Genomic DNA, 24,050 nt, shown 5'->3' with positions numbered 1-24,050 from the left:
CGCATAATGAGCATCATAATTCTCGCTGAGGGGAAAAAATTGAAATGCGGTGTTGCATTTCAGAAATTCTTCGTACTTTCATAATTGTCGAAATTAAAACCCCGTTTTTTGCCTATATTGGCCATTTTCGGGGTTTATTATAGCTACAAAATACAACAAATCCCTCGTAAAAACAAGGGATGCGTTGTTTTATGAAAGCGCCTATAAATTTCTATGTTTTCTATTTTAGAATTTTCCGAAGAAATCGTAAAATTTGAACTTGCTGGATTTGGATACATCAAAAACTGATTGTTGAGTTCCGCAAAATTATCTACAGATAAAACACTGGTGTCTTGGGCTGTTATTGTAAAGGTTCCGTTTTTGGAATTTGCAGATTTACTACTTCCCGTTTTTTCTAACCAAACTTTTAAATACAATTTAGCACTAGCTGTAAGGTTTGTTAATATAATATTTTCGCCACAAGCCAAAGTATTTGTTGCAGTACAATTATCGTAAACCGCAAATTTAAGTTTGCCTCCAAAAGCTGTTCCTTGAATGGTAAACTCTTTGGTTTGCGGAACAATTATAGAAAACCAAACATCTGCAATTACAGTTCCTGTAACACAAGTTGCGTTATTCTTTGCATTTCCACTATTAATATCTCCTGGGGTTGGTTGCCCAAATGTTAATGGAATTGCATTGGCACAATTGTCATTCACTGGAGCACAATCTGTAGAAAATGTGGTTTGTGCATCTCTTTTGGTCCAATTATTTGTGCTAAAATTTACATTATCTACTTCTACGCAAGTTAAATTAAGATTGTTTTTTAAATTGATATTAAATAAAATATTGTTTTTGTCATTTTTTAAATTCAAACCAATTAACTCGTTAAAAGAAGTGTTTAACTCGACCAAATTTTTGTTGTTTTGGATGTCTAAATATTTCAATTTATTATATTCTACTCTAAGCCTTCCTAAAGCAGTGTTTCCATACGTATCTAAGTTTTCTAATTCGTTTCCACTTAAATCTGCATAATATAATTTTTTGTTTTTAGAAATATCGATTGCAGGAAGTTCGCTACTAAAACAGTCTAATCTTTCTAAATTTACTAGCTTAGAAAGGTTTAAACTTGTAAGCTTATTAGAACTAATGTTTAGCTCTTTTAAAGCAATATTTTTACTTAAATCTATAGTTGTAAGTTTATTTAATTTTGCATCTAAAACCGTTAATGCTGTGTTTTGGGTTACATTTAAAGTTGTTAACTGATTTCCAGAAACATTTAAGTTGGTTAGTTTTGTGTTTTTACTAACATCTATTGCTTTTGTTGGGTTTTGAGCAATGTTTAACACCTCTAATTTTACATTCTTAGATACATCTATCTTGGTTATTGAATTGGAACTTGCATCTAAAGTAACAAGGTTTACAAATGCTTCTATTCCTGTTAAATCTGTAATATTTTCGTCACTAATATCTAAGGTTGTTACGTTTTTAATTTTATCTGTGTCTACAGAATTGTCGTTATTTTCTCCATTTCCTAAGCCTTTAAATTCTAAATAATTTTCGAAATTAGTGTCTGCAATATAGGTTTGTGGATTACATTCTTCTGAAAATCTGCTGGTTGTATCTTTTCCCCAATTAGATTTAGTACTAAATGTCTTATTATCTACTTTAATGCATTTTAAATTAGGATTGTTTATACTTCTAAAAACACTAATATTTGTGTTGTTTCCATTTTTAATATTTACAAAAGTTAACTTATTGTTTTGTAATCTTACAAACCTTAAATTTGTGTTTGCAGTTAAGTCTATAGAGGTTAATTTATTATTTTGAACGTCTAAATGCGTAAGCTGTATATTATTAGAAAGGTCTAACTGAGTAAGCGTATTCTCGGAAATATCTATTTGTGCTAATGCTGTTAAATTAGAAACATCGATAGTAGAAATCTTATTTTTTGCACAATTCAAATCAACTAAATTTACATTTTTAGAAACATCTAAAGCAGTAAATTGATTCTCTGATAGTAACACCTCTATTAAATTAATATTTTTAGAAATATCTATGGTAGTTAATTGAGAACGTGTAATATTTAACTTAGTTAAGTGTATATTATTTGAAATATTTATCTCTGCAGTATCGTCTAAACTTCCATAAATTCCTAATTCTGTAAGTTTTGTATTGTTGCTAATATTTAAACTTTTTGTATCTGTACCACTTAACGAAAGTATTTTTAAATTTGTGTTTCCAGTAAAATTTAAATTTGGCAAGTAATTGTCTTGAATGTAAAGTTCTTTAAGTGCAGTAAAACTTCCTAAACCTGTTAAATCTCTTACATTATCTACAATTCCAATTGATAAAAAAGTTACATCAATTATATCGGATGTTAAAACTTTTCCATTTACAGTACCATCTGAGTCTATACCTCTTTTGATAAGAAATTTCTCGAAATTTTCATCGGGAATTGATGTTGTGCTTTGTGCACTTATAATTTGTATGCTCACAAACAATAATGCAATAAGTAGTTTTGTTTTCATAGTTTTAGTTTTTTATTATTCTTTTTGAATAGCTTGCTTTTTCTCCTTTAATTTTTAAAATATATACTCCTTTAGAAAGAGTGGAAATATTTATTACACTCGTTTTTTTATCAACTATACAATTCATTTTTTGACCTTTTATATTATAAATTTCGAGTGATTTTAAAGTTTCGTTATTCTTAAATTGAATATTTATAATTGCTGATGATGGATTTGGAAACACTTTAACATTTGCATTTGAAACCTCAAAATTATCGACATTTAAAACAGCGGAATTTTTAATAAAAAGTGCTGAGTTCGCTTTAAAATTATGTGCAAGCGTAATTTTTTTGTTCGCCAAATCTACTGTGAAATCCCCTAAATCTACCCAATTTCCATTTTCGAAAGCTTGTAGAGAAACATCTGATTCTTTGGTAATTGGAGTTAAAAAATCTGTATTGTTAAAAGATAGCGTTAACGTAGTTTCGTGGTTTGAATTATTTAAAGCTGTAATTTTATAAAAAGATTTTGCGTAACTATTATTGGGCAAGTTTTTAATTTTTCCTTTAAAATAAATACTGGTGGTATCTAATAATTCTATTTTAAGTTTTTCATTAGTTGCCAAGTTAGATGATGCCACACTTGCATTATAAACAACTCCATTTAATGTTAATTGTTGAGCAGAATTGGTTTTTTTAGCACTTTTACCTCCAGCTGAGTTTGGTGTAATTTGAGTAGCTCTTATTTCTGCATTATAACTATATATTTTATCATCTTCTCCTTTAAAAACAAAGCCATTATTATATCTTTTTATATCGGAAATTTGGACATTATCATCTGCAAAAACTTTTTCTTCTGTAAACTGCGTTGTTTTAAAATCGAATGAAATAATTGCTGTTCTTCTTACATTTGGAGAATTATAAAACTGACCAGAAAAAAATACTTTATTTGATTTCTGAGAAATTGTGTAAGGATTTTGAGTTATTATTCTAAAATTATCTCCATTATTTGTTGGCAGTTGATATTTTTTAACATTGTTTGGATTGCCATTAAACTCATATAAATAATAGGTTAATACTGTAGTAAATTCTGATGTTAAATAGTATAATTTGTTATTTCTAATAAAGTATTTATCACTATCATTTGTAATGGCAATTAAGGTGTGCAAAGCGTTTGATGCATCAATTAATTTAAGTGCTTTATTATCTGCAAAGTCTTTGTAAATTACAACATTGTTATTTGTATAAATAGGCACCGAATTTGCGTATGCTGAGTTTGTATCTAAGGCTTTGTAACCTCTTGTACCATCATAAGGAGCTTTGTTTGCAGAAATTGTTAAAAAATTAGGTATGGTAGTTTCATTTCCCCCAAAATCTAATGTTCCATTGGTAAAACAAATTTCTTTTCCATGTTCTGTTGCACTTCTTTCACCAGTTTCTGCAGTTTCCCAAGTTCTATACAAACCATTAAAATAAATAAAATCATCACTTAAAACAAAATTGTTTGGAGCCACAGCTGTGTTAGAATTTCCATACACATGCAACTTTGTAATTTTGTATTGACGAGCATCATCAAAATAATATAAATCTTTTCTGTTTTGCGTGTTAACACCTGTAAAATAATATTTCCCTTTCCAAAAAAATAATTCAACAATTCTGGTTAAATAGTTAATATCTTCTGCAGGGTTGTCTAAACCTGTGTTTCCATTAAATGTATAACTTTTTTCAAGTGTGCCATTTTCATCAAAAATTTTTACAAAAAAATTATAGCCTGCAGGAATCGTTTTAAAATTTACATATTCACTTGGGTAATATTCCCTATTAACTTCTGCTATTTTATTATTGTTTGTTCGTAAAATAATGCCATGATTATCTGCCTCAGCAACAAGGCTTGCAGATGTTTTTAATTCGTTTATTTTAAAAACTCTATTATTATCTGACGAGCTACTTAACCGATTACTAAATAAAAATACTTCGTTATTAATAAGATAAGACTCACCAAACAAACCATTTAAAGTATATTGTATGTTTTCTAAACCATTTAATTTGTAGGTATTTTCTAATGTTCCATTACTAATGTAAACACCAGCTTCGAAAGGATTTAAATTTTCTGCCATACTTATAATAATATCATTATCTACAGCCTCTAATGCAGTTACAGATTTGTAGCCTTTCACATAATTTTTTACATCTTTTATAAGACGTAATTGTGCATTTGTAACCAAACTCACAAAAAATAAAGCAATAAGTAATTTTGTTTTCATAGTTTTAATTTTTTAAAATCCCATAGATTTATATGCTGATGTATTTATCGTAACATTTTTGTTTTTGTTGTATTTTACAGCCTTCATATTTATCGTTTCGTTTTTCGATTTCATATCTATTTCTAACACAAAACCTTCTATTGGGCTACCTTCAAACATGCCTAACATATTTATGTTTTTTTTCATTGTTGGGAAATCTTTAGTTGCCCAAACACTAACAAAACCACCATCATTTTCGTATTTATATTCGTAACAGGTATAACCTAAAATGTTTTTTGTGGCACCCGTTTTTTGAACATTCTGTGGATTTTCTGGCATTTTATCGCCAAAATTTGCTTGAGAAAACTGTTCTTGAGCCACCGATTTTTTCATTTTCATACCAGCAACATCCATAAACATCGTAATGCTTTTAGGGGTAATTACATTGTACACTTTTCCGTTTTCGCCCATTTCTTCAGAAGCAATAGACATGGCATAGATATCTTTATAATCTCCCAGTAAAAATTCCATTTTTGCAACGTCATTTTCATTGGAAGTCATTTCTATTTCTAAACTTGAGGTAAAAGAAAACGTATCTGGAATTTCTATGGAAGAATTATCAGAATTTTTAAATATATTATTAGAGTTGTTTTTATTTACTGATGAGTTTTGTTGGTTTCTATTCGTTTCTCTCTTATAATCTGTTTTTCGAACATCGTTAATTTTCGAAACATTTAAACTAACATAAGAGGCGTTAATTGGTTTTTTATCATCTCCAAAACCCCAGGTTCCTTTTAAAGAAAAAACGGCTTTTGTACTATCTGCATGATGTATTATAATTTGCCCTTTTTCTGGATTTAAAAATCCGTTTTTATTGTAAGCCAACGCAAAACCTTCAGGATATGCATCTACTGGTTTTATAACTCTATCTTCGTTATACGTTTTTACAGAACTCGATAAATTGTCTTTTGTAAATTTCCCATAAACAGATATTATAATGTCTTCTGTTTGGTATTCGTAACCCTCATTCATTAACATTAAAACTGATGAGCCTCCTTTTAATTTTGGCAATTCTGTAGATGGTTTTGTTTGTTTTTTCTTTTTTCCATCTATGGTTTCATCGATTTTCTTGTCGGTTTTTTTATCTAAATTGTCTATTACCTTATCTTCAATTTTAGATATTTTTTCTTCTGCCTTTTTCTTTAGTTTTTTCCAAAACTGTGCTTGAACATTCCCAGATATTGAAAAGATAAAAATGAATACAAAAATGTTTTTAAAGAGTTTCATAATAACTATTTTTTAATTTTTCCTCCCACAAATATTGCTGATAAATGCCTAAAAATAATGGCCAAATGTATAACTGGCTTAAAATTCTGTATAAATGGTTATTGATTAAAAACGCAATAAAACATACCATTTACAAGCTATTAATACCTGTTTATAATCGAAAAAGAACAATTTGTACATCTGTAAAGTAGGTTTGATAAATATATTTTAACTTTGATAAAATTGACCACCATGATTAGAGCTGTAATTATAGACGACGAACCGAAAGCCATAAAAGGTCTTACTTGGGAATTGTCTAATTTTGAAGATGAACTGGAAGTAATCGCTACTTTTACAGAGCCAGAAAAGGCAATTCCTTACTTAAATTCCTCAGAAATAGATTGTCTTTTTTTAGATATAGAAATGCCAACTATGGATGGTTTTCAGTTTTTAGAAAAACTCAATAAAAAAGATTTTGCTGTAGTAATTACCACAGCTTATAACGAATATGCCATTACTGCATTAAAAAAAGAAGCCATAGACTATTTACTAAAACCTATAGATACAGACGATTTAAAGGAAACCATTGCAAAAATTAAAAAACACAGCGAAAAAGGATTTACAGCAAATAAATTTGAAGACATGTTGCTAAAATTTAACAAAAAACTGAATCATAAAAAAATTACCATAAATACAGATGGAAAATTGGTTTTCTTAGAACCAAAAGATATTTTTTACGTGGCTTCAGATGGCAATTACTCTACGCTTTTTTTAGCTGATAATAAGAAAATTGTGGTTACAAAAAAGTTGAAAGAAATAGACGAATTATTACCTACAGACCATTTTTTTAGAATTCATAACTCTTACATTATCAACCTTCATAAAATAAAAGAATTTTTAAAAACAGATGGCTATGTGGTTTTAGAAAACAACGCTAAGATTCCTGTTTCCAGACAAAAAAAATCTGCTTTTCTAAAAAAAATATAATTGTTTATGATTGTAAAAAAGCAACTTTTTCTATTTATAATATTCGGTTTTTCAATTTCTTTATTTTCACAAAATAAAAAAAGAACTTTAGCCAAAAGTGTAAATAGTATTCTACAAACAAAACCCAATACTTATAAAGAAATAGATAAAATTTTAAAGCCTTTTCAGAGAGATTCTGTTAAGGTGAAAACCATTATCGATCAATTTTTAGTTGCCAATTATAAAAATGGTTTGGCTTACGAATATATTAAATTGGGTAATGTTTATAGAAAATATTCCAAATACGATAAAGCTATAGAAACCCACAAAAAAGCTTTAGAAGTAGCAGCTAATAAAGAGTTCCAAATTTTTAGTTTAAATATGTTGGGGGTAGATTATAGACGAAAAAATATTTATACATCTGCTATCGATTATAACAAAAAAGCCTTAGAAATTGCCGAAAAAATAGAGCAACCCAATTCTGGAGTGTTAAGAAGTATGGAAGTTTCTTACAACAGTATTGGAAACATTTACATTCTTTTAGAGCAATACAGTTTGGCTGAAAACAGTTTTAAAAAAGCGATAGAAAATGCTGAAAAATCTGGTAATAAATGGTCGCTTTCTATCAATAACGAAAATATTGCCAAGGTAAAAGAAGCACAAGACAGTTTAAATTTGGCGATTTTTTACACCCAAAAAGCCCTAGCTATAGACAAAAGTATTAACAACCATTATGGACGGATGATTTGCTATAATAGGCTTGGTAAGTTGCATATTAAAAAAGGCGAATATTCGAAAGCAAAAACGTTTTTAAAAGAGGCAGTGCCTATTGCAAAAAGTGTAAAAAACCAATATTACATTGCCTTAATAAATAATAATTTGGGTTGGGTAGCCACAAAAACAAACAATTATGCAAAAGCAAAAGAACATTTTAAAATTAGCTTAGAAATTGCTGAAAAAAGAAATTACAAAACTGCTTTAACCGAAATTTACACGAATTATTCTGAGTACAATCAACTTACTAAAAATTATAAAGAAGCCTTAAAATATTATAAAAAATACACGAGTATTTCTAATGAGTTGCTAAATGATAAAACCAGTAAATATGTAAATGACATTATTATAAAATACGATAGTGAACGCAAAACCAATCAACTTAAAAATTTAGCAAAACAAAATGAAATTGCGCAATTGCAATTGATAAAAAACAGAAATTTTTGGATTATAGCCTTTATTACACTCTTGCTCTTTTTGGCAATTTTATACTTTTTGTATAGACAACGTTTGTTTGAAAATGAAAAGAGAATTTTAACCTTAGAACAAGATGTTTTACGCACACAAATGAATCCGCATTTTATTTTTAATGCACTAAATTCTATTAAACATTATATTATTAATAACGAGCAGAAAAATGCGGTCTATTATTTAAACAAATTCTCGAAACTAATTCGTAAAATATTAGAATCTTCTGCTTTAAAAGAAGTGACTTTACAAGAAGAGTTAGAAACGATGGATTTGTATATGAATATTGAAAACATCCGTTTTTCTAACGAAATTAGTTACAACATTCAAGTAGATAAGAGTTTAGATTTGTCTAAAATTAAAGTACCTCCATTAGTTTTACAGCCTTTTTTAGAAAATGCACTTTGGCATGGGCTATCCTCTAAAAAGGGAGCTAAAAAAATTAGTTTATCTGTTAAAAAGTTGTCTCACGATTTTATTCAAATAGATATAGAAGACAATGGAATTGGTAGAAAAGCATCCGCGAAAATAAAGTCGAACAAAGTAATTCAGCGTAAATCGATAGGTATAGAAATAACTATAGAACGCCTAAATAACTTTATAAAAGACTTTAAAAATCCTTTTAGTATCTTTTTTAATGATTTGGTAGATAGAGATAAAAATTCTTTGGGCACAAAAGTAATTCTAAAAATTCCAACTCAATAATTATGGAGCTCTTTTTTAAAGTTTTTCCAACGTTTTTACAAGGTACATTATGCATCTTAATTATATACCATTGTAGCACATATTTCTTTACAAAAGACAAGAGCTTTGCTATTTATGCAGGTTATTTATTTTTGGTTTTGGTTTATTTAATTCCGAAAACGCCTAACGATTTTTCAAATGCAATTGTTATAAAATTCAGTGCTTTTTTTAAAGCCTCTAATTGGGTTATTCAAGTTTTTTACTGGGTTTTATACACTTGGTTTTCTATTCATTTTTTAAATATCGAACAAAAAGATAAAAAGCTTTCAAAAAACATTTATATTTATGTATTTGCTTCTTTTATAATAAGTTTAGTCGTTTTTTTAATAGACTTATTCTTTTTTAAAGGAGCCTATTTTTCAAAATATTTCATTTTTGTATATATGCCCATTTCTTTATTTGTAATTGGCTTTTTCTTAAAAGTAATCTACAATTTTAAAGATAAAATAAACAGTTTTTTTGTAGTTGGATTTTTGTTTTTCTTAGGATTTTCTCTGGTTTCACTTTATTTTAGTTTATCAAATATTTATACATTTGGCTATATAAGACCAATCGATTTTTTTATGATTGGTATTTGCTTAGAAGCTCTTGTTATTTCTGTTGGTTTAGGTTATAAATACCATATTTACAGACAAGAAAGAGACAATTACAACAAATTACTGATTGAAGAATTTCAAAAAAACGAAAAATTAAAAGACCAATTAAACGAAAAGTTATCTGAAAAAGTAGAGCATTACAAACTATCGGAAATAGAAGCATTGTACGAAAAACAAATTAACGAGCTTAAATTAACAAGTTTGTTAAGTCAAATGAATCCGCATTTTATTTTTAATGTGTTAAATTCTATCAAACTTTATATTATAAATAACGAATCTAAACTTGCGGCTAGATATTTAAATAAGTTTTCGAAACTAATTCGTAAAATTTTAGAAGCTTCTAATACCAAAGAAATTTCTTTACAAGAAGAATTGGAAACAATGGATTTGTATATGACCATAGAAAATATTCGTTTTTCGAATGAAATCGATTTTCAAATTAAAGTAGATGAAAATGTAAGTTTAGAAACCATAAAAGTGCCACCTTTAGTATTACAACCTTTTTTAGAAAACGCTTTATGGCATGGATTGTCTTCTAAAAAGGAGGACAAAAAAATTGTGCTTTCCATTGATAAAAAAGAGGCAAATTTTATTCAATTTACCATAAAAGATAATGGAATAGGGAGAGCAGCTTCCGCCAAAATAAAATCAGAAAAATCAATTAATAGAAAATCGATAGGAATTGCACTTACCAAAGACAGATTAGCCAATTTTGTAAAAGGCTCTCAAAAAAATTACTCGATAAATTATACCGATTTAAAAGATGAAAATGGAAAAGCTTTAGGCACAAAAGTAATGGTAAAAATACCCTTACTCTAAATGTTTAGCAGCCACTTTTTCTAATTCGTCATACCAATTTTGCCCAAATTTTCTTACCAAAGCTTGTTTTACAAATTTGTAAACTGGCACTTGCAATTCTTTTCCTAAAGAACAAGCATCGTCACAAATTTCCCACTTGTGGTAATTTACAGCAGCAAACTCACTATAATCTTTTACTCTAATTGGGTATAAATGGCAAGAAACTGGTTTTTTCCATTCGATTTCTCCAGAATTATAGGCTTCTTCAATACCACAAAGTGCCGTTTTTTTCTCATCGAAAATAACATAAGCACAATCTTTTCCGTTAATTAATGGAGTTTCTAATTCGCCCCATTCACTGGTTACCCAAGTACCTTCCTTTTCGATAACTGCAATACCTTCTTTTCTTAAAAAAGGTTTTACTTTCGGATAAATTTCCTCCAAAATCTTAGTTTCCTCTTTATCTAAAGGTGCACCAGCTTCGCCATCTACACAACAAGATCCTTTACATGCAGATAAGTTGCACACAAAATCTTTTTCTATAATATCTTCTGATATAATTGTTTTTCCTAACTGAAACATGTCGCAAAAATAGGTGTTTTTTTTTCTTTAAATTTACACTTTAGTAAAGTTAGTTGACTAATTTTGCAAAAAATTTTAAAAAAAAAGATGAATTTTAATCCAAAAGAAATATTAACGGCATTTATGGTATTGTTTGCGGTTATCGATATTATAGGAAATATACCTATTATTATAGATTTACGTAAAAAAGCAGGGCATATTCAGTCTGAGAAGGCTTCTTTAATTGCGGGTGTAATTATGGTGTTCTTTTTGTTTTTAGGACAAAGTCTATTAAGTTTAATTGGTATTGATGTAAATTCTTTCGCAGTTGCAGGTTCTTTTATCTTGTTTTTTATCGCTTTAGAAATGATTTTAGGAATAACACTTTATAAAGACCATGGAGATTCTGGAACAATTACTGCCACTGTTTTTCCATTGGCTTTTCCTTTAATTGCAGGTCCTGGAAGTTTAACCACTTTACTTTCTTTGCGAGCAGAATTCTCTATAGAAAATATAATAGTAGCTGTACTTTTAAATGTAATTGTTATTTATATAGTTTTAAAAACATCGTCGAAAATAGAACGTTTAATTGGCCCAACAGGAATACAAATTATTAGAAAAGTATTTGGTGTTGTTTTATTAGCGATTGCTGTAAAATTATTCGCTGCAAACATTAAAATGTTATTTGCTTAATATGAATTTCGATACTCTAATTATTGGTGGTGGTGTTTCTGGAATGCAGTGTGCTCTTGTTTTAGCCTCTGCAAAAAATAAGGCTTTTGCTGCCGATAAAAATATTGGTATTATTCTACATCAAAAAGCATCTCATTTACAAAATGCGTTGTTTAACAATGTTTTAGGGCTTTCTCCTAACAAATTAGGAAGCGATATTTTAATTGAAGGAAAGGCACAATTGGCTACATTGTATCCTCATATTTCTCAAATAGAAAACGAAAAAGTTCTAATTGTTGAAGAAATTAGCCATGGTTTTAAAATTACAACCAATAAAGAAACGTATTTTTCTAAAATTGTGGTGGTTGCTTTAAATTACTCGAAACCATTTACGATTAAAGGTTTGGATGCTTTTTTAATTCCACATAAAAAATCGAATCCAGAGAAAGATAGAATTCAACTTAAAAACGAAAATCACTTGATAAAAAATGGCTTGTATTGTTGTGGAACCATTGCTGGTTGGCGAAGTCAGTTTGCAATTGCAGCAGGAAGTGGAGCTTCTGTAGCCACAGATATTTTAACACTTTGGAATGATGGAAATCATACGAAAGTTCACGATAAAATTTCATAAAAAAAATCCAGCTATATTAGCTGGATTTTTAGTTTATCGTCATTACAAAACAATTACTCTACAGTAACCGATTTTGCTAAATTTCTTGGCTGATCTACGTTTTTACCTAACATTACTGCAATGTGGTAAGAAAGTAATTGTAAAGGAATTGTCGTTAAAAGCGGCGTTAAAGCTTCTTCTGTTTCAGGAATTTCAATTACATGATCTGCAATTTCTTTTACTTGTGTGTCTCCTTCAGTAACGATTGCAATAATTTTACCTGCTCTCGATTTTATTTCCTGAATGTTACTTACTACTTTTTCGTAATGTCCTTTGTTTGTTGCAATTACAACAATAGGCATATTCTCGTCTATTAAAGCAATAGGGCCATGTTTCATTTCTGCTGCTGGATAGCCTTCTGCATGAATGTAAGAGATTTCTTTCAACTTTAAAGCGCCTTCTAAAGCCACAGGAAAGTTAAAACCTCTACCTAAGTATAAGCAGTTTGGAGCATCTTTATAAACTGCTGCAATTTCTTTTACTTTATCGTCTATCTTTAAAAGATTTTCTATTTTACCAGGAATTAATTGCATTTTTTGTAAAAGAGAGCTCAATTCTGGCTTAGAAAGCTCTCCTTTTTTAGATGCTAATTTTAAAGCGATAAGTGTTAAAACAGTAATTTGTGTTGTAAATGCTTTTGTAGATGCAACTCCTATTTCTGGACCTGCATGCGTGTAAGCACCTGCATCTGTTTCTCTTGCAATAGAAGAGCCAACAACATTGCAAATACCAAATACAAATGCACCTTTAGATTTTGCTAACTTTATAGCCGCAAGTGTATCTGCAGTTTCACCAGATTGAGATATAGCAATTACAATATCTTTAGAGGTTACTATTGGGTTTCTATACCTAAATTCAGATGCATATTCTACCTCTACAGGAATTCTAGCAAACTCTTCTATTAAATATTCTCCAACCAAACCACCATGCCAAGAAGTACCACAAGCAACTATGATAATTCTTTGGGCATTCATAAATTTGTTTATATGGTCGTCTATGCCAGCCATTCTAATAATGCCTTCGTCTGCCAACATTCTTCCACGATACGTATCTAAAATAGCTTTTGGTTGCTCGTGGATTTCCTTTAACATAAAATGGTCGTAACCACCTTTTTCTATTTGCTCTAAGCTTAATTGTAATTCTTGAATATTTGCATCCACTAAAGAATCGTCGTTAATTTTACGAACTTTAATTCCTTTGCCTAATTTAATTATTGCCATTTCTTCATCTTCCAGATAAATAGCATCTTTAGTATATTCTATAAATGGTGAAGCGTCTGAGGCCACAAAAAATTCCGAATTTTCTTTACCAACTCCAATAGCAATTGGACTTCCCAAACGTGCAACAATAATTTCGTTTGGTTTGCTTTTATCGAAAACAGCAATTGCATAAGCTCCAATTACATTTTTTAAAGCTAATTGAACTGCTTGTCCTAATTTACAACCTTCTTGTTTTTTAACTTCTTCGATAAAGTTTACAAGAACTTCTGTATCTGTATCGCTTTTAAAAGTATAACCTCTAGTAATTAATTCTTTTCTTAAAGTATCGTAGTTCTCAATTATTCCATTATGAACAATTACTAAATCTCCACTTTGAGAGTAATGTGGATGAGAATTTACATCATTTGGTACACCATGTGTTGCCCAACGAGTATGCCCCATTCCTATATTTCCCTTTTTTCTTTCTTCTTCTTCCTTTGTAATTACTTCTAAATCGGAAACCTTTCCTTTAGTTTTAGATAGTTGTATTTTATCTCCATCATACATCATTATTCCTGCACTATCATAACCTCTATATTCTAGTCTTTTAAGACCATTTATTACAATAGGGTAAGCATCTCTATAACCAATATATCCTGTAATTCCACACATAATAATTATTTTTAATTTAAATTGGCTGGTTAATTTTTTTTCCTTGTAAAGGATATTTTCAACTTTGCTTTATTGTTGGAATTTTCATCATATAAAACTACCGATCTTGGGTTCCAATTATATTGTAAAACATTTTTATTTAAAGATCCACTAACTAAAGGATTATCTGTAGAATTATAAACTTTTAAAACTAAAGGAGAAAAATCTTTAGAAGTACCATCCATTAAATTTGAAATATAATCTGTAATTTTAAAGGTATATTTTTCAGGAATCTTGTTGTTATTTACTAATTTTCCATTAAAACTATTTGTTTCTTTATAAGAATCTGATAGATGAGTTGGGGTTACTCCACCTTTTCCGTTATCTTTATTTTGATAAACATACAATCTTTGTGGTAAAGTATTTGGAGTAGAACTTAATGTATTATTTACAAAGAAAGTTAAATCTGCATCATTTACTAAAAGACCAAATTCATTGTTACTAATGTCTTTTATTGAAGCCAATTCTTTTAAATCTAAATAATTATTATTGTCTATATCTTTATTTACATATTCAAGAATTGGGTGTGTTGGGTTTTCTGTACGTAAAGTTTGTAAATTAATTCCTAAAACTTTTACCTCTGCAGACAAACCTGCTGTTCCTTGTACAACAAAACTATTTGTTGGTACTGGCACAATATTGTTTGTATTGTAAATGTTGTTTTTAATACCTGCCAAAGAAAATGTATAATCTTCTTTGAGAACTTTATCTACAACATTATTTTTTAGAATGGTTTTAGAATATAAAAAGTCTATAGATGCTTCTCTATTATTTATTAAGTTAAAAGGCACCAATACACCATCATTACCTTTTGCTTTTAAAATAATACCTTTAAAATATTTTTGAAATTCTTCTGGAGAAGAAAACTCGGTATCATTAAATTTGTCCCAAAAGGTAGTTTTCATTTTGTTTAAATCTAATGGAATGGCTAAAAAAGGAATGGCCTTCTTTGAACTATTTAAAATCTTAAGTGTATCTTTTACGAGTTCTGTACTATTTACATCTTCGCTTCTATCAATTCTAAAAAACTCAAAAATAGTATCTGTGGGTGAAGGTTTAAAAGAAAAATTAGTATCTTTTGTTAATAATTCTGTTTCATTATAATTAAAATTAGAGGCATAAGAATTAGATTTAGAAGGATCTTGTGGGTTTAATGCATATAATTGGGTTGGGTTTCTATACACCTCGACATTTGTTAAAGCATCTTTGTTTCCTAAAATAGAGTCTAATCTGTATGTTACAATCCCTTCTTTATTTGCACCTAATGAGACTGCTGTGTATGGAAGTTTTAAAACAACTTTATCTAAGTTAAAGATAGTATCTCCATCTGCAACAACTTCGCGAGTAATTAATTTTTTAGAAGGAAAAGCTATTTGAGATGCAAAACCCGCTTCTAATTTTTTTGCATTTGCATTGTTGTAAACCCCTAACCAATAATCTACAGGAAAAGGTGTATTGTTTTTTAATATTGGTAAACCAATATTGCTTGCATTTGTGGTAGATATATTATCTGCAACAACACTATTTAAATTTATAGTACTAATTTCTATATCTAAGGCAACTTCTCCTGTAGAAAATTTTGTGTTGCTAATAACACCACTATCAATATCCGTAAAATCTTTTTCGCAAGAAATTATTCCTGCAAATAATAAAAACAAAACACCAACTTGTGTTGTTTTTCTAATACTATTTTTAACCATATAACAATTAATTAACTGAAACTAAATCAGTATAAAAATTTAAATAACTTTCTTTAAAATTTTCCGATTGGAATTCTAATACGGGAATATCTTTTCCTTCAATAAAAGAAGATAACTCTTCGGAAATCGTTTCACTACCATGAATAATCGCGTCGGAATTTTCGATAGCACTTTTTAATATATTGGTATGGTTAGGTGTTTTAATCGTTTCCGTTTTCGAAGCATCTTTTAAATCGAACTTTACTTTATCTGCCAAATTTTCATTTAACGTATTCTCGAAAGTATCGTTATAAATAGAAGTTACAATTTTACTTTCTGTAAACAAAGGTTCTTCGTTATAATATTCCTTTAAATACAAAGGCAATAAAGATGCTAACCATCCATGAACATGAATAATATCTGGTGCCCAATTTAATTTTTTAACAGTTTCGATTACTCCTTTGGCAAAAAAGATAGCTCTTTCGTCGTTATCTGGAAAAAGTTGATCGTCTTCATCTGTAAAAACGGCTTTTCTCTTGAAATATTCTTCGTTATCGATAAAATAAACCTGCATTCTTTCTTTTGGAATAGAAGCAACCTTAATAATTAAAGGCATGTCCATATCATTAACAACCAAGTTCATCCCAGAAAGACGAATTACTTCGTGTAATTGGTGCCTACGCTCGTTAATAACACCAAACCTTGGCATAAAAATTCTAGTTTGCACTCCTTTAGAATGTGCGTTTTTAGCAGCATTAAAAGCAGTTGACGATAGTTCTGTTTCTGGTAAGTATGGTACTACTTCCGAGGAAACAAATAAAATTCTCTTGTCCTTCATTAAATCAAACTCTTTTTATAAGATTCGCAAAAGTACAAATTAATATGCAAATATCGTGTTAAAATGCTAAGTTTGCAGTCATTATCAAGATTTTTAAAATGAAAGAATTCAACAACAAAAAAGACTTAAAGCGCTGTCTTTTAGACTATAAAAGCAACAATAAAACCATTGGTTTTGTACCAACAATGGGCGCTTTACACCAAGGGCATTTGTCTTTAATTAAAAAAGCAAAGAAAAAAAATGATGTTGTTGTGGTAAGTATTTTCGTAAATCCTACACAATTTAATAATGCAGAGGATCTTAAGAAATACCCAAAAAATTTAGAAGAGGATATTAAACTGTTAAAATCGGTTTCTTGCGATGTCTTGTTTTCGCCATCTGTGGAGGAGATTTATGCTAAAAATATCGTATCTACAAAGTTTAATTTCGATGGTTTAGAGCATCAAATGGAAGGGAAATTTAGAGACGGTCATTTCGATGGTGTTGGAACCATTGTAAAAGCATTATTCGAAATTGTAGGACCCGATAAAGCTTATTTCGGACAAAAAGACTTTCAACAGTTGCAAATCATTAAAAAAATGGTGCAAAAAAACAAACTTCCCGTAAAAATTAAAGGTTGCCCTATCTTTAGAGAAGAAGATGGTTTGGCAATGAGTTCTAGAAATGTTCGTTTATCGACTGAACAAAGAGAAATTGCACCTTTTATTTTTAAAACACTTAAAAAAGTTAATAAAAAATTTGGTACGAAAAGTGTTTCTGAAATTAACGAATGGGTAGAAAATCAATTTAAAAAGCAACCTTTATTAACATTAGAATACTTTACAATTGCTAATGAAAAAACATTAGAAACAGTAGAAACCGAAGAATCTAATAAAAAATATCGTGCGTTTATTGCTGTATTTGCAGGAAAAATAAGATTGATTGATAACATTCGTTTAAAAAATTAAATTAAAACAGACTTTTAAAATTATAATCCCGATCTAAAATCGGGATTAGTTTAACTAAAAAAATACCTATTTTTGCCAAATGTTAGTACAAGTAGTAAAATCTAAAATCCACCGAGTAAAAGTTACAGGTGCCGATTTAAATTATATAGGAAGCATAACCATAGACGAAGATTTAATGGATGCTGCAGGAATTATCGAAGGCGAACGCGTTCAAATTGTAAACAACAATAATGGAAATCGTCTCGAAACTTATGCAATTCCTGGTCCAAGAGGAAGTGGAGAAATTACCTTAAATGGTGCAGCTTCACGTTTAGTTGCAGTTGGCGATGTTTTAATTTTAATTGTGTATGCGTTTATGGAATTAGAAGAAGCAAAAGTTTTTAAACCTCAACTGGTTTTCCCAAATGAAAAAGACAACACTCTTACCTAGTTTTGAACATTAAAAAAATCTTAAAAACCATATTACCTCTCACTTTGGGAGGTTTTTTAGTTTGGTATTCCTTATCAGAAATTTCTTTAGAAACTTTAGGAAAATACTTTAAAGAAGCCAATTATAGTTGGATTTTTCTTGGATTGTTTTTCGGAATTTTAAGCCACCTTTCTAGAGCTTATAGATGGAAGTTTATGTTAGAACCTTTAGGGTTTAAACCCAGATTTACCAATAGTGTTTTGGCAGTTTTAGTTGGTTATTTGGTAAATTTAGCTTTGCCAAGAGCTGGGGAAATTTCCAGAGCAACTGTAATGGCAAACTACGAGAAAATCCCTTTCGAAAAATGTTTTGGAACCATTGTCGCAGAAAGAATTGCAGATTTAATAATGATGCTTTCCATAGTTGCAATCACACTTTTTTTACAATTCGATTTTATTTATGAACTATTGACCAAAAATTTTAATCCAACAAGAATAATTACTGGGTTGGTTCTTTTTATTATTGCATTTTTTATTTTTAGATTCTACTTAAAAAAAGCAAATTCAGGTTTTCTATTAAAAATTAAAACCTTTATTTCTGGTTTAATTGAAGGCATTACAAGCATCTTTAAGTTAAAAAACAAATGGACATTTATATTTCATACCATTTTTATTTGGGCAATGTATGTAGCCATGTTTTGGGCAACAATTCCTGCAATTGAAGGTTTAAATGTTCCTATAGGTGGAATTTTAATTGGTTTTATTGCTGGTGGGTTTGCCATTGCTGCAACAAATGGTGGCATTGGTTTATATCCAGTTGCTGTTGCTGGAGCTTTAGCTTTATTCGGAATTTCAGAAGAACCTGCAATCGCTTTCGGGTGGATTATGTGGACCGCACAAACAGCCATGATTGTAATTTTTGGAGGTTTGGCATTTTTACTATTGCCTATCTATAATAGAAAACAAACTTTAATTCCCAAAAATTAACTAAAATTTTTAAAACTCGAAATTTTAAGGATTAATTTTTTTATTTTGGGCGTTCCCTAAGGGTCGCGCTTTCCACTATATCTTTTTGCAAAAAAGCAAAAAGGATGTCGTTTCAATCGCTAACGCACTTACCTGCTAACTTTTAGGAAATCTTAAGCAAAATACATTATTTAAAAATTGTTATCTTTGATAAAAGCAATCTTATGAACTCAAAAGAAAAAAGAATCGCATTATCTAAATGGATTTTAGAAACAGATGAAAATGTTCTAAAAGAAATAGAGGCTATTTATAATATACATTCAAAAAACGAAAAAAAAATCGTCTGAAATTGTTGGCTATACAATCGATGGAGAAGCTTTAACCAAAGAAACTTACGTTCAAAAAATAAAAGAAGCAGAAAGAAGAATGAAAGAAGGTCATTTTATTACTTCAGAAAATTTGAAAAAGAAAATAGCTTCCTGGTAAATGAGACTAAAAGTAGATTGGTCTTTAAAAGCTGAACAAGATTTAGAAAAAATATTTGAATACGTAAAAGAAAAAAACACTTTCAGATAATTTAGCTTCAAATATTGTGAATGATATTTTTGATACAGCTATTAATATCCATTTTATAACTCAATTTCAAATAGATGAAATTTTAGGAGAACCTTGCAGAAGAATAGTTGTTAGAAACTATAAAGCTATTTACGTTCCTAAAAACGATAATAAAATTAGAATTCTTCGTGTTTTTAATACTTATAAAAACCCAGAAAATTTAACAGCTCCAAATTTGTAAAATTATAACTAACAAGTTCTATTAATTTGATGAGTTTCAATTCAAAAACTTTGTAACTTTGTTACTCTAAAAACTTTGCAACTTATTTAAAATGGCCAAAACCAAAACAACTTTTTTCTGTCAGAATTGTGGAACGCAACACGCAAAATGGGTTGGGCAATGTGGCGCTTGTAAAGAATGGAATACCATTGTAGAAGAAATTATCCAAAAAGAAGAAAAACGCGTTTGGAAACAATCTACAACTGCAAAACAAACTATAAATAAACCTTTAAAAATTGCTGATATTCAGCTAAATCCAGAAGAAAGAGTTGTTACAAACAACAACGAATTAGACACAGTTTTAGGTGGTGGTTTGGTAAAAGGTTCTGTAACGCTTTTAGGTGGAGAACCAGGAATTGGAAAATCGACCTTATTATTGCAAGTTGCCTTGAATATCAGTCAGAAAGTGCTGTATGTTTCTGGTGAAGAAAGCCAATCTCAAATAAAAATGAGAGCCGAAAGATTGGATGCAAAAAATTCTAATTGTTTAATTCTTACAGAAACAAATACACAGCAAATCTTCAAAAATATTGAAGAAACCGAACCCGAAGTTTTAGTAATCGATTCTATACAAACTTTACACACCCATAATATTGAAGCTTCTCCAGGAAGTATTTCTCAAATTAGAGAAACTTCTGCAGAACTCATAAAATTCGCCAAGGAAACTGCCACTCCTGTTTTATTAATTGGACATATAAACAAAGAAGGAAATATTGCTGGCCCAAAAATTTTAGAACACATGGTAGATGTTGTTTTACAATTTGAAGGCGATAGAAACCATACCTATAGAATTTTAAGAAGTCAAAAAAACAGATTTGGTTCTACCTCTGAATTAGGGATTTACGAAATGCTCTCTAACGGATTAAGAGAAATTTCTAATCCATCTGAAATTTTAATTTCTAAAAAGGACGCCGATTTAAGTGGAACAGCCATTGCAAGTACTTTAGAAGGAATTAGACCTTTAATGATTGAAATTCAGGCACTAGTTTCTACAGCAGTTTATGGAACTCCACAACGTTCTACAACAGGTTATAATTTAAAACGTTTGCATATGATTTTGGCTGTTTTAGAAAAAAGAGCTGGTTTTAAATTGGGCGCAAAAGATGTTTTTTTAAATATTACTGGAGGCATAAATGTAGACGATCCTGCAATAGATTTGGCAGTGGTTGCAGCCATTTTATCTTCTAACCAAGACATTGCAATTAACCCTAATGTATGTTTCGCAGCAGAAGTTGGTTTGGCTGGAGAAATAAGACCAGTTTCAAAAATTAACCAGCGAATTTTAGAAGCAGAAAAATTGGGTTACAAAACCTTTGTGGCTTCTAAATACAATAAAATTTCTTCTAAAAACCATGGAATAAGATTGGTTTTGGTTGGTAAAATTGAGGAAGCTTTTGCTACTTTGTTTGCCTAGGAATTAATTTTCTAAACTTAAATAACCCCAAAAGGGTTCGTTGGGGTTGAGTTATTTCAAAAACCTGTGAAAACAAAAAAACCAAGCATTGCTGCTCGGTTTCTATAATTTTATAGTAAAAAAAGTAAATTATTTCTTATTTACAGATTTTATATATTTATCTAAAGCCATAGTCATAGAAGGTGTTTCTGGTGTTGGCGCTTGTATATCGCACTTTAAACCAGCATCTGTAACTGCTTTTACTGTAGAATTTCCAAAGGCAGCTATTCTTGTGTTGTTTTGTTTAAAATCTGGGAAATTTTGTAATAAAGACTCTATTCCAGATGGACTAAAGAATACTAAAACGTCGTAAAAAACATCTTCTAAATCCGATAAATCGCTAACAACGGTTCTGTACAAATTTAAACGTGTCCATTTTACACCTAATTTGTCTAATTCTTCTGGAACTAATGGTTTTAATTTGTCTGAAGATGGTAGCAAAAAACTTTCTGTTTTGTGTTTTTTTATCAACTTCATTAAATCTGGAAAAGTTCTATTTCCCACATAAATTTTACGTTTTCTGTAGACAACGTATTTTTGTAAATAGTAAGCAACAGCTTCCGACTGACAAAAATATTTCATATCATCTGGCACTTTAAAACGCATTTCTTCGGCAATTTTAAAAAAGTAATCTACTGCATTTCTACTCGTTAAAATAATGGCAGTAAAATTTTTAAAATCAACTTTTTGAGACCTTACTTCCTTTACAGGAATGCCTTCTACATGAATAAAAGATCTAAAATCTATCTTTACTTTCTGTTTATCAGACAAATCAAAATAAGGAGAAGTTTCTGTCTTTGGTGCAGGTTGCGATACTAAAATCGTTTTCACTTTCATACGCTTTGGTTTTAATTTTAAAGCATCAATTTAAACAGTATAAATAGCGGTGCTATTTCAAAGGCGCAAATGTACAAAATAAAATAAAACAACTGGCTAAAAATCAGGTTTTTGTTATTTGTAATATGAAAAATTAGCCTTACTAAAAATAAAAATACTGTAGCATAAAATAAAACAACCGAATTTAAAGGGCTATACATTGTTATTACGAACAAAATAAAGAGTAAAAAGCTAATGGAATACAAATAACTAAATTTGGAAACGAAATAAAATCTAACAGTATTTTTTATTAAAAATAATCGAGAAAGTAACATTTCTAGAATCCATTTTACCAAAAAATAACCAACAACAATTAAAAAAACGTAAGAAAAGGAAGAAAAACCTGTTTCGAATGCAAGATTATGCTTACTTAAAAAAGTGTATAAAATTAAAGACAAGGTGGTTGTAGAAAATAAAAATAACGTGTTGTAAAATGCGTCTAAAAAAGAAGGAGCTTCCTCTACTTCCAATTCTATAAAACCCTTATTAAACAACGCAAAAACATATCCTTTTAAACGCTCTGAATCTATAATTTTTAAAATAACAACAAGTGCCAAAAGCACTACCAAAACTATGGTTATCCAAGAGGAATCTATTAAATTTTTTTCTATTGCTTGCACTTTATGTCTTTGCTAAGATTAACACAAAATTAGTAATTAAAAAATGTATATTTGCTTTCTTACTACATGAAATTTAATTTATGTCAGACGCGCTAGTTATAATTCCCACTTACAACGAAAAAGAAAACATCGAAGCCATTATTAGAGCTGTTTTCAATCAAAAAAAAGCGTTTCATATATTAGTTGTCGACGATAATTCGCCTGATGGAACTGGAACAATCGTAGGTAATTTAATGGCTGAATTTCCAAATAAACTTTTTATCGAAAAAAGAAAAGAAAAAAATGGACTGGGAACTGCCTATATTCATGGTTTTAAATGGGCTTTGCAACGAAATTACGATTACATTATAGAAATGGATGCAGATTTTTCCCACAACCCAAAAGATTTGGTTCGTTTGTATAATGCTTGCCATAAAAATGGTGGAGATGTTTCTATAGGTTCCAGATATTCGCAAGGTGTAAATGTGGTAAACTGGCCAATAAAAAGAGTTTTATTATCTTATTTTGCATCGAAATATGTGCGGTTTATAACTAGAATTCCTGTTTTTGATACCACTGCTGGTTTTGTTTGCTGGAAACGTAAGGTTTTGGAAACCATAAGTTTAGATAAAATTAAGTTTATTGGATATGCTTTTCAAATAGAAATGAAATTTAAAGCATGGAAATATGGTTTTAACATTAAAGAAGTTTCTGTCGTTTTTACTGATAGAACCTTAGGAGAATCTAAAATGAGTGGGAATATTATTTCTGAAGCACTTTTTGGAGTGATAAAAATGAGAATAAACGGATTATCAAAAGATTAAATATGGATAATTCTATTTCAATTAGAACTGCAAAATTAACCGATTTAGAAGCCTTACGAGAATTTGAACAAGGACTTATTGAGGCAGAAAGACCATTAGACCCTTTTTTAGGTAAAGGTAAATTACATTATTACAACATCCCTAAAATGATTGCTGCAAACAACATCCATTTAATTGTGGCTGTTTCTAATACAGAATTGGTAGCTTCTGGATATGTAAGAGTAGAGAACTCTAAACAGTATCATAAAAACCCAACACATGGTTATGTAGGTTTTATCTATGTAAAACCTTTATTTAGAGGAAAAAAAATTAGTAACTTTATTTTAGAGTCTTTAAAATCTTGGGCAAAAAATAAAGGTTTAAACGAATTAAGATTAGACGTATATCACAACAATTCATCTGCCATAAAATCGTACGAACATTTTGGTTTTAAAAAGAGTATGATTCATATGAGAATAGATATTTAATA

Annotated in this window: 22 protein-coding genes; 13 read left to right on the top strand and 9 right to left on the bottom strand. The window is 29.5% G+C overall.

Features of this window, described 5'->3' with window-relative positions; all coding sequences use genetic code 11:
• Window positions 1-143 precede the first annotated feature (143 nt).
• Genes J3359_RS12370 through J3359_RS12360 form a run of 3 tightly spaced genes read right to left on the bottom strand, consistent with a single transcriptional unit; the run spans window position 144 to window position 6,018 of the window.
• Entirely contained in the window at window positions 144-2,510 is a 2,367-nt protein-coding gene (locus tag J3359_RS12370; protein WP_208077165.1) for a leucine-rich repeat domain-containing protein, read from the bottom strand.
• 4 nt (window positions 2,511-2,514) lie between these two features.
• Window positions 2,515-4,752 carry a T9SS type A sorting domain-containing protein gene (locus J3359_RS12365; protein ID WP_208077164.1) on the bottom strand — a complete coding sequence of 746 codons (2,238 nt, stop codon included), beginning with the start codon at window positions 4,750-4,752 and terminating at the stop codon, window positions 2,515-2,517.
• Window positions 4,753-4,764: 12 nt separating this feature from the next.
• Window positions 4,765-6,018: a DUF4412 domain-containing protein gene (locus J3359_RS12360; protein WP_208077163.1), complete on the bottom strand. Its 1,254-nt coding sequence runs from the start codon at window positions 6,016-6,018 to the stop codon at window positions 4,765-4,767.
• A gap of 231 nt (window positions 6,019-6,249) precedes the next feature.
• Between J3359_RS12360 and J3359_RS12355 the strand changes: the two genes are divergently transcribed.
• From J3359_RS12355 to J3359_RS18330, 3 genes are read left to right on the top strand one after another with little or no spacing between them, the layout of a single operon-like run.
• Window positions 6,250-6,984: a LytR/AlgR family response regulator transcription factor gene (locus J3359_RS12355; protein ID WP_208077162.1), complete on the top strand. Its 735-nt coding sequence runs from the start codon at window positions 6,250-6,252 to the stop codon at window positions 6,982-6,984.
• A gap of 6 nt (window positions 6,985-6,990) precedes the next feature.
• Entirely contained in the window at window positions 6,991-8,910 is a 1,920-nt protein-coding gene (locus tag J3359_RS12350; RefSeq protein ID WP_208077161.1) for a tetratricopeptide repeat-containing sensor histidine kinase, read from the top strand.
• 2 nt (window positions 8,911-8,912) lie between these two features.
• A complete protein-coding gene (locus tag J3359_RS18330) occupies window positions 8,913-10,364 on the top strand; it encodes a sensor histidine kinase (protein WP_243765909.1) in 1,452 nt (483 codons plus the stop codon).
• Here the strand turns inward: J3359_RS18330 and J3359_RS12340 are convergent.
• Window positions 10,356-10,925: a DUF3109 family protein gene (locus J3359_RS12340; RefSeq protein ID WP_208077160.1), complete on the bottom strand. Its 570-nt coding sequence runs from the start codon at window positions 10,923-10,925 to the stop codon at window positions 10,356-10,358. The genes J3359_RS18330 and J3359_RS12340 overlap by 9 nt on opposite strands.
• An 87-nt stretch (window positions 10,926-11,012) precedes the next feature.
• Between J3359_RS12340 and J3359_RS12335 the strand changes: the two genes are divergently transcribed.
• Window positions 11,013-11,597: a MarC family protein gene (locus J3359_RS12335; RefSeq protein ID WP_208077159.1), complete on the top strand. Its 585-nt coding sequence runs from the start codon at window positions 11,013-11,015 to the stop codon at window positions 11,595-11,597.
• Between the two features lies 1 nt (window position 11,598).
• Window positions 11,599-12,207 (top strand): NAD(P)/FAD-dependent oxidoreductase, encoded by a 609-nt coding sequence (locus J3359_RS12330; protein WP_208077158.1) that lies wholly within the window; start codon window positions 11,599-11,601, stop codon window positions 12,205-12,207.
• Between the two features lie 53 nt (window positions 12,208-12,260).
• Here the strand turns inward: J3359_RS12330 and glmS are convergent, their stop codons facing one another.
• Genes glmS through J3359_RS12315 form a run of 3 tightly spaced genes read right to left on the bottom strand, consistent with a single transcriptional unit; the run spans window position 12,261 to window position 16,673 of the window.
• Window positions 12,261-14,117, bottom strand: coding sequence for a glutamine--fructose-6-phosphate transaminase (isomerizing) (gene glmS / locus J3359_RS12325; protein WP_208077157.1), 1,857 nt, complete (start codon window positions 14,115-14,117; stop codon window positions 12,261-12,263).
• Between the two features lie 29 nt (window positions 14,118-14,146).
• Complete coding sequence (locus J3359_RS12320) at window positions 14,147-15,856, bottom strand: DUF4270 family protein (protein ID WP_208077156.1); 1,710 nt, start codon at window positions 15,854-15,856, stop codon at window positions 14,147-14,149.
• A gap of 7 nt (window positions 15,857-15,863) precedes the next feature.
• Window positions 15,864-16,673, bottom strand: a complete 810-nt coding sequence (locus J3359_RS12315) for a glycogen/starch synthase (RefSeq protein ID WP_208077155.1) — start codon at window positions 16,671-16,673, stop codon at window positions 15,864-15,866.
• A gap of 98 nt (window positions 16,674-16,771) precedes the next feature.
• Here J3359_RS12315 and panC point away from each other — a divergent pair, with 98 nt between their 5' ends.
• The 6 genes from panC (at window position 16,772) to radA (ending at window position 21,243) form a co-directional block, all read left to right on the top strand.
• A complete protein-coding gene (gene panC, locus J3359_RS12310; RefSeq protein WP_208077154.1) occupies window positions 16,772-17,620 on the top strand; it encodes a pantoate--beta-alanine ligase in 849 nt (282 codons plus the stop codon).
• A gap of 79 nt (window positions 17,621-17,699) precedes the next feature.
• A complete protein-coding gene (gene panD, locus J3359_RS12305) occupies window positions 17,700-18,050 on the top strand; it encodes an aspartate 1-decarboxylase (protein WP_088352642.1) in 351 nt (116 codons plus the stop codon).
• A 2-nt stretch (window positions 18,051-18,052) separates the two neighbouring features.
• A complete protein-coding gene (locus J3359_RS12300) occupies window positions 18,053-19,015 on the top strand; it encodes a lysylphosphatidylglycerol synthase transmembrane domain-containing protein (RefSeq protein WP_208077153.1) in 963 nt (320 codons plus the stop codon).
• Window positions 19,016-19,218: 203 nt separating this feature from the next.
• Entirely contained in the window at window positions 19,219-19,341 is a 123-nt protein-coding gene (locus J3359_RS18450; RefSeq protein WP_302850184.1) for a hypothetical protein, read from the top strand.
• A gap of 245 nt (window positions 19,342-19,586) precedes the next feature.
• The gene (locus tag J3359_RS12295; RefSeq protein WP_208077152.1) at window positions 19,587-19,790 is read left to right on the top strand and encodes a hypothetical protein; all 204 of its coding nucleotides are present in this window, start codon (window positions 19,587-19,589) and stop codon (window positions 19,788-19,790) included.
• Window positions 19,791-19,881: 91 nt separating this feature from the next.
• Window positions 19,882-21,243, top strand: a complete 1,362-nt coding sequence (gene radA, locus J3359_RS12290; protein ID WP_208077151.1) for a DNA repair protein RadA — start codon at window positions 19,882-19,884, stop codon at window positions 21,241-21,243.
• Window positions 21,244-21,372: 129 nt separating this feature from the next.
• Here the strand turns inward: radA and J3359_RS12285 are convergent, their stop codons facing one another.
• Both J3359_RS12285 and J3359_RS12280 read right to left on the bottom strand, forming a co-directional pair.
• The gene (locus tag J3359_RS12285; RefSeq protein WP_208077150.1) at window positions 21,373-22,119 is read right to left on the bottom strand and encodes a uroporphyrinogen-III synthase; all 747 of its coding nucleotides are present in this window, start codon (window positions 22,117-22,119) and stop codon (window positions 21,373-21,375) included.
• Window positions 22,120-22,136: 17 nt separating this feature from the next.
• Window positions 22,137-22,778: a DUF4271 domain-containing protein gene (locus J3359_RS12280; protein WP_208077149.1), complete on the bottom strand. Its 642-nt coding sequence runs from the start codon at window positions 22,776-22,778 to the stop codon at window positions 22,137-22,139.
• An 80-nt stretch (window positions 22,779-22,858) separates the two neighbouring features.
• Here J3359_RS12280 and J3359_RS12275 point away from each other — a divergent pair, with 80 nt between their 5' ends.
• Window positions 22,859-23,581: a polyprenol monophosphomannose synthase gene (locus J3359_RS12275; RefSeq protein ID WP_208077148.1), complete on the top strand. Its 723-nt coding sequence runs from the start codon at window positions 22,859-22,861 to the stop codon at window positions 23,579-23,581.
• A 2-nt stretch (window positions 23,582-23,583) separates the two neighbouring features.
• Window positions 23,584-24,048, top strand: a complete 465-nt coding sequence (locus J3359_RS12270; protein WP_208077147.1) for a GNAT family N-acetyltransferase — start codon at window positions 23,584-23,586, stop codon at window positions 24,046-24,048.
• The last annotated feature ends 2 nt before the right edge of the window (window positions 24,049-24,050 follow it).

The sequence above is a fragment of the Polaribacter cellanae genome (genome assembly GCF_017569185.1).
GTDB classification, from domain to species: domain Bacteria; phylum Bacteroidota; class Bacteroidia; order Flavobacteriales; family Flavobacteriaceae; genus Polaribacter; species Polaribacter cellanae.
The sequence above is the reverse complement of the archived record's forward strand: the minus strand, read 5'-3'. Positions and strand labels throughout refer to the sequence as shown.